Here is a 3,146-nt window from a genome sequence, read left to right on the forward strand (position 1 = left end):
CATACACCACTTCCTGCGAGAAGCCCTGACCTCTTCGGTTGCGGTCGTGAAGAACTCACGGCAGTTGCTACAGCCGGCCAGATCGATCACTATAACCGCCATCCCAGCCGCCGCCCGTGCGGCGACCCGGAGTGCACCTGCCGCCTCTGGGCGCCACCGACTCCGGATCCCGGCGAAGGCCGGCGTGAGGGCCACCCGGCCGAAGCGTGGTACGAGGCGTGGATCGCGATCGAGGATTACACCCTGATCCGAGCGCCCGGCGGCGAGCACGGGATGGACAGGTTCGGTGTCGAACTGCGCCCTGCCTCGCGGCTGCGCAAACTCCGAAAGGTCCGCGACGCCGCACCCACCGACACCGGGGAGCAGCCGTTGGATCTGCTGGCCGCGATCATCGCCACCCGCACCCTGTTCACCGAGGACGGTGAATGATGACCGGATCGGACAAGTTGCTCACCCGTATCGGTGCGTTGATGCGCCAGGCGGAGGGCACCGACAACCCGCACGAGGCCGAGGCATTCCTGTCCCGTGCCCAGCAGCTGGCGACCCAGCATTCCATCGACCTGGCTGTCGCGCGCGCGGCGGCCGCCGACCGCGGCCGTGCCCGACCGATGCCGGGCATGCGGCGCATCGAGATCGGAGCCAAGGGCACCAAGGGGCTGGCCACCTACGTGGCGTTGTTCGCGGCCATCGCCCACGCCAACGACGTCCGCGTCGACGCCGCCCACAATTCGACCTGGGTGATCGCCTTCGGCCTCGGCACCGACATAGACACCACCCAACTGCTCTACACCCATCTGCTCGCCCAGATGGTGCGCGGCTCACGCGCCTACCTGCACTCCGCGGCCCACCAACGCCACCCGGTCGCCGGTGTCACCGCACGCCTGGCCTACCAGCGCGCCTTCGCCGCCCGCGTCGGACAACGCCTGCCCGCCGACCGCGACCGCGCCCGCGCCGACGCCCTCGCCACCGACGCACCGGCGGCACCAGGCACAGCGTTGGCGTTGCGGGACAAAGACATCGAGCTGCGCGACTACTACACCGCACACTCGGCCGCGAAAGGCACCTGGGCCGGTCACCGGCGAGCCACGGGCCACGCACCGGCCGCCGCCGACGCCGGCGACCGCGACGGACAACGCGCCCGCCTACACGACCTCGGCCACATCGACGGACCCCGTAAGGGTTTGCCGTCGTGACCGCACGGCCACGCGACAGGCAACGCCGCAAGGTCTACGACGCCGAGCACCGGCTGCGTGCGATGTTCGATCTCGCCGACCACACTGCCGGGCGCACCGTCGAACTGTTCGGCTCCCAGATCAGCGTGCCGATCGAAAGACGCATGGGCACAGTCGAATCCGTGAGCGCATACCTCGACGCCGTTCTGACGTTGGTGGCGCCCGCCGCGGCCGTTGCCCTCTATACGGGCCCGCTACCCGCACGCCGCGGTACCAGTGCGGGTGCGTGCGCGGCGTGGCAGCCGCTACGCACACTATGAGCCCGCCACCGCCACGATCGCAGTCCCGCTCCGCGAGCGTGCCGTGCGAGAACTGCTGGTGCTGCACGAGCTGGCCCACCACCTGCAACCCCGCCCCGCTGGGCACGGCCCCGAGTTCTGCCGCGTGTTCTGCGATGTCCTCGACACCGTCGTCGGCGCCGAAGCTGGATGGCTGATGCGCACCCTGCTCCACGACACCGGAGCCCGCCTCACCTAGCCCGCGACCTGTGACACGAATATTTCCAATGCGGTTCGCTCACCCACCGCCGCGACGGGACGCCGGCGTTTAGGATTCGCGATGGGATCGGGGGATCGAGGGGACACACGGGTGGCTCGCACCGTCCCCTTCCCCGATGCAACCCCTTTCGTCGTCACGGTGGACTCACACACGGTTGCTGGGACGAAAGGGGGCGAGAACGGGCGTAGTTCCACCCCTCCGGACGCGCCCGTTCTTCTCACCTCGCCTGCATCGACAGCGCCTTCCTCGACGGGGCTGACTCCCGCCCGTGCGGCGCTACTCCACATGCCTCTCCCCTCGCGAACACCCATGCGCCGGGCGGAGTCGTGTGCGCCGTCGCGGCATCGAGCCCCATCTGGCTCTCCTGCACGCCCGCGGGCGACAGAGCTACGTCTAGCGCTCGAGTCCGGCGCTGCTCGACTCCACCCTCGACTCTTTCCTCAGGAGGATCACCGTGTCGGCTTCCGACCATGTCTTTGACGAACGCTTGGCGCCGTTGACCTCGCGGCGGCGGCTCGCGTGGGCCGTCGCCGCTCGCGCCGCGTTGACCAATTCCCTTGCGGTGTCGACCCTTCTGGCCGACACCGATGTCGAGGACGTCGCTGATCGGTTGTGCATCGAACACGAACTGTTCCAGATCCCCTCAGATGTGGGCGAGCAGGCGGTGGCGGATCTCGATCGCGCCGCCGCAGTCGACGCGATGTTGGTAACGCCTGAGGATCCCGATTGGCCGACGGCCGCGGTCGCCGACCTCGAACGCGCGAATGTTCGTGCCCCGGTGGCGTTGTGGGTGCGCGGCCCGCTGCCGCTGACGGTGTCGGTTGATCGCACCGTGGCGGTGACGGGGTCGCGGGCTGCCTCCGACTACGGCATCCACGTGGCCCACGATATGGCGACCTACTTCGCCGACCGCGGCTGGCGGGTCCTCAGCAGCGCGGGGTTCGGCATCGATACCGCCGCCCACCAGGCAGCACTGCTGTTGTCGGCACCCACCATCGCGGTCGTGGCCGCCGGGATCGACCGCGCCCGCCCGGCCGGCAACACCCGGCTGTTCGATCGGCTCGCGGACCGCGGGCTGATCGTGTCGGAGTATCCGCCCGGCTCCGTGCCGACCAAAACCCGCTTCCTCGAGCGCAATCGGCTCGTGGCGGCGCTCTCCACGGGCCTGGTGATCTGCGAGGCCGGTGCGCGGTCGGGAAGCCTTGACACCGCGTCGTGGGCCCATCGACTGCACCGCCGCATCGCCGCGGTTCCCGGACCGATCTACTCGGCTACCTCCGCCGGATGCCACCAGCTACTGCGTGAACGCACCGCGCACCTGGCGGCCAGCGGACGCGAGGCACTCGACATCGTCACCGACCTCGGCGCGGGACCAGCGTCGTGACCGACGTTATCACCTCCGACCTGTTGGACCGT

At 69.5% G+C, this 3,146-nt stretch carries 5 protein-coding genes; all 5 read left to right on the forward strand.

Annotated elements, in window-relative coordinates:
- Positions 1-273: 273 nt before the first annotated feature.
- The 5 genes from A5780_RS40340 to A5780_RS27050 all read left to right on the forward strand — a co-directional run bounded on the left by A5780_RS40340 (position 274) and on the right by A5780_RS27050 (position 3,114).
- Positions 274-429, forward strand: coding sequence for a hypothetical protein (locus A5780_RS40340; protein ID WP_156769682.1), 156 nt, complete (start codon positions 274-276; stop codon positions 427-429).
- Entirely contained in the window at positions 426-1,193 is a 768-nt protein-coding gene (locus A5780_RS27040; RefSeq protein WP_369829554.1) for a DUF2786 domain-containing protein, read from the forward strand. The genes A5780_RS40340 and A5780_RS27040 overlap by 4 nt, the downstream gene beginning before the upstream one ends.
- Positions 1,190-1,492 (forward strand): hypothetical protein, encoded by a 303-nt coding sequence (locus A5780_RS43235; RefSeq protein ID WP_369689789.1) that lies wholly within the window; start codon positions 1,190-1,192, stop codon positions 1,490-1,492. Before A5780_RS27040 ends, A5780_RS43235 begins: the two co-directional genes overlap by 4 nt.
- The gene (locus A5780_RS43240) at positions 1,455-1,709 is read left to right on the forward strand and encodes a hypothetical protein (protein WP_369829555.1); all 255 of its coding nucleotides are present in this window, start codon (positions 1,455-1,457) and stop codon (positions 1,707-1,709) included. Before A5780_RS43235 ends, A5780_RS43240 begins: the two co-directional genes overlap by 38 nt.
- Positions 1,710-2,184: 475 nt before the next feature.
- Positions 2,185-3,114, forward strand: a complete 930-nt coding sequence (locus A5780_RS27050) for a DNA-processing protein DprA (RefSeq protein ID WP_062969011.1) — start codon at positions 2,185-2,187, stop codon at positions 3,112-3,114.
- Positions 3,115-3,146: the final 32 nt, after the last annotated feature.

This window comes from Nocardia sp. 852002-20019_SCH5090214 (assembly GCF_001665865.1).
Lineage (GTDB): Bacteria > Actinomycetota > Actinomycetes > Mycobacteriales > Mycobacteriaceae > Nocardia > Nocardia nova.